The organism is Pseudomonas sp. AIG, from assembly GCF_977020205.1.
On the sequence record NZ_CDROCK010000114.1, the window covers coordinates 1 to 3,031 of the forward strand.

The following is a 3,031-nucleotide window of genomic DNA, read 5'->3' on the forward strand; positions in this document are numbered from 1 at the left end:
CTCTCGAGGATCTTCTTCGTGTCGGGGCTGGCGGCGAAGTCTTCGAGGTTGGTTTCCTCCGGCATCCACTGCTGGTGGAAGCGTGGTGCGTCGACCGCTTCCTGCAGGCCCATGCCGTAGTCGATGACGTTAAGCATGGTCAGCAAGGTCGCGGTAATGATGCGGCTGCCACCCGGCGTGCCGACCACCATCACCACTTTGCCATCCTTGGTGACGATGGTTGGGCTCATCGACGACAACGGTGCCTTGCCCGGCGCAATCGCATTGGCTTCGCCCTGCACCAGACCGTACATGTTCGGCACGCCGACCTTGGAGGTGAAGTCGTCCATTTCATCGTTGAGGATCACCCCGGTCTTGCTCGCCATCACGCCCGCGCCGAACCAGTCGTTGAGGGTGTAGGTGACCGACACCGCGTTGCCCCACTTGTCGACGATCGAATAGTGGGTGGTGTTGCTGCCTTCATGGGGCGCCACACCAGGTTTTAGCTCAGCCGACACACCGGCCTTTTGCGGCTGGATGGCATCACGCAGCTTGGTCGCGTAGTTTTTGTCCAGCAGGTGCTCGATCGGGTTTTTGACGAAATCCGGATCGCCGAGGTAGCTGTTGCGATCGACATACGCGTGGCGCATCGCTTCGATCTGATAGTGCATGCCCTGAGCCGAATGGAAGCCCAGATCCTTCATCGGATAACCTTCGAGGATGTTCATGATCTGGCAGATCACCACCCCACCGGAGCTTGGCGGTGGCGCCGAGACCACGTGGTAACCCCGGTAATCACACTCCACCGGGGCCAGTTCACGGGTCTTGTATTTGTCGAGGTCGGCCTGGGTGATGATGCCTTTGTTAGCCTGACTCGACGTCACGATGGCATCCGCGACCCAACCTTTATAGAAGCCGTCGGCGCCCTTTTCGGAAATCGTCCGCAGGGTCTTGCCGAGGTCTTTCTGCACCAGTTTCTGCCCGACCTGCATCGGCTCGCCTTTGCTGAGGAAGATCGAACCGGAGTCGCGCATGTCCTTCTTGAACACGTCGGTGGCGTATTCCAGCAACTCGACGTCACCCTGCTCCAGCTCGAAACCGTCTTCCGCCAGTTTGATCGCCGGAGCAATCATCTCCTTGCGCGGCTTGGTCCCGTATTTGCTCAGCGCCAGCTCCATGCCAGAGACGGTGCCCGGCACACCCACCGCCAAATGCCCACGGGTGCTGAGATCGGGGATGACGTTGCCTTCCTTGTCGAGGTACATGTTGGCGGTGGCCGCCAGCGGCGCTTTTTCGCGGAAGTCGAGGAAGGTCTTGCGCCCGTCCGCCAGTTGAATGGTCATGAAACCGCCCCCGCCGAGGTTGCCCGCTGCGGGATAAACCACCGCCAGCGCGTACCCCACAGCGACCGCTGCATCGACGGCATTGCCGCCACTTTTCAGAACGTCGACACCCACATGGGTGGCCAGGTGTTGCGCGGTGACCACCATGCCGTTTTCGGCGGCAACCGGTGCCACCGACGCCGCGTGAGCCATGAGACAGCTGAGTGCCAGTGAGGTCGCTATCAGCGATTTGGCCAAAGGTTCGTACTTCATGAGTCGATCTCTTTTTTGTTTTCGGGGTCTGTGCAGAACAGAGGGGAACGCTTCAGGAGCAACAAGCAGTATGGTCGGCTTTGCGTATTGCGCCTCCCCGATGAGGCAGTATGCTGGGCACTGTTACAGTCCTGATCCGGAGTCTGCCGTCATGCCTTACACGTTCATCACCCTGCCCTCGCCCGTCGGCGAGCTGAAGCTGGTCGCGAACGGCTCTCGACTGGCAGCCATCCTCTGGGAAAACGACAAACCAAACCGCGTGCGCCTCGGGCCGATGAGCGAAGCGCCCGACAATCCGGTCCTGATTCGAACGGCTCGACAACTTGAAGAATATTTTTCCGGGACGCGTGAATGTTTTGATCTGGAACTGGATTTCGCTGGCACCGACTTTCAGAAAAAGGTCTGGGCGGCGCTGCTGACCATTCCATTTGGCGAAACACGCACCTACAGCCAGATTGCCGAGCAGATAGGCAATCCCAGCGCCGTGCGGGCAGTGGGCGCTGCCAACGGACGCAACCCGATTTCCATCGTCGCGCCGTGTCATCGGGTGATCGGCGCGTCGGGGAAGCTCACCGGGTTTGCCGGTGGGCTTGAAGCGAAAGAGCGCTTGCTGACCCTGGAGGGTGGCGACTGGTCGACGGTTGGCAAAACCGGGGATCTATTCTGAATCAAACGCCGAACAGGTTATTCATCGCCGCATACTGCAACAGCATGATGGTCTTGGCGTCGCAGATCTCACCGCGCCGAAACGCTGCCAACGCGTCATCGAATCGCCACTCCAGCACGTCCAGTTCTTCGGTCTCCTCTTCCAGACCACCTCCGTCGCTGACCTTTGATGCGGCGTCGTATTCGGCAATGAAAAAGTGCAGCTTCTCGGTCACCGAGCCGGGACTCATGTAAGCCTCGAATACCTTCTTCACATCGTGCACGCGATAACCGGTTTCCTCTTCGGCTTCATCGCGAATCCGTTGCTCCGGCGCCGCGCCTTCGAGCAACCCGGCCGCCACCTCGATCAGCAATCCGTCATGACCATTGACGAACACCGGTAAACGGAACTGCCGGGTCAGCACCACCGTGCGCTGCTCGCGGTTGAACAACAAAATCGCCGCACCGTTACCACGGTCGTAGACCTCACGAGTCTGACGCTGCCACTCGCCGTTATTGCGGTGGTAGTCGAAGGTGATTTTCTTCAGCAAATACCAGTCATGGGACAACACCTGAGTGTCGACGATGTTGACCCGCTCGGCTGTGTTGGACATGACGCCTGATCCTTTTGTCATTGAAGGCTCCCGGGTAGGTAAAAGCCCATTTTTGTGAACGAAAAAACGAAACCGTATACCGCCCCACAAACTATGTCGAAACATCCTACAGACATCACCTACTCGCCCGACTTCTTTCCTGTTTGATCCCCCGCAAAGTCCCCGCACCTTTTTGATGTGCGCGAGAACTGCGAATGC

The 3,031-nt window shown here is 58.8% G+C and carries 3 protein-coding genes; 1 reads left to right on the forward strand and 2 read right to left on the reverse strand.

Going from position 1 to position 3,031, the window contains the following annotated elements; genetic code table 11:
* On the reverse strand, nucleotides 1-1,574 hold a 1,574-nt coding region (ggt, locus tag ACWR1S_RS30705), incomplete at its 3' end, for a gamma-glutamyltransferase (protein ID WP_454566121.1).
* A gap of 151 nt (nucleotides 1,575-1,725) precedes the next feature.
* On the opposite strand from ggt, the gene ACWR1S_RS30710 reads away from it, so the two are divergent.
* A complete protein-coding gene (locus ACWR1S_RS30710) occupies nucleotides 1,726-2,241 on the forward strand; it encodes a methylated-DNA--[protein]-cysteine S-methyltransferase (RefSeq protein ID WP_454566122.1) in 516 nt (171 codons plus the stop codon).
* A 1-nt stretch (nucleotide 2,242) separates the two neighbouring features.
* Here ACWR1S_RS30710 and ACWR1S_RS30715 read toward each other — a convergent pair whose 3' ends face one another.
* The gene (locus tag ACWR1S_RS30715) at nucleotides 2,243-2,833 is read right to left on the reverse strand and encodes an NUDIX domain-containing protein (RefSeq protein ID WP_454566123.1); all 591 of its coding nucleotides are present in this window, start codon (nucleotides 2,831-2,833) and stop codon (nucleotides 2,243-2,245) included.
* Between the last annotated feature and the right edge of the window lie 198 nt (nucleotides 2,834-3,031).

What these genes read in the sequence shown, in the direction of transcription:
- ACWR1S_RS30710 (WP_454566122.1), top strand. Translation starts at nt 1,726, where the DNA reads ATGCCTTACACGTTCATCACCCTGCCCTCGCCCGTCGGCGAGCTGAAG.
- ACWR1S_RS30715 (WP_454566123.1), bottom strand. Translation starts at nt 2,833, where the DNA reads ATGTCCAACACAGCCGAGCGGGTCAACATCGTCGACACTCAGGTGTTG.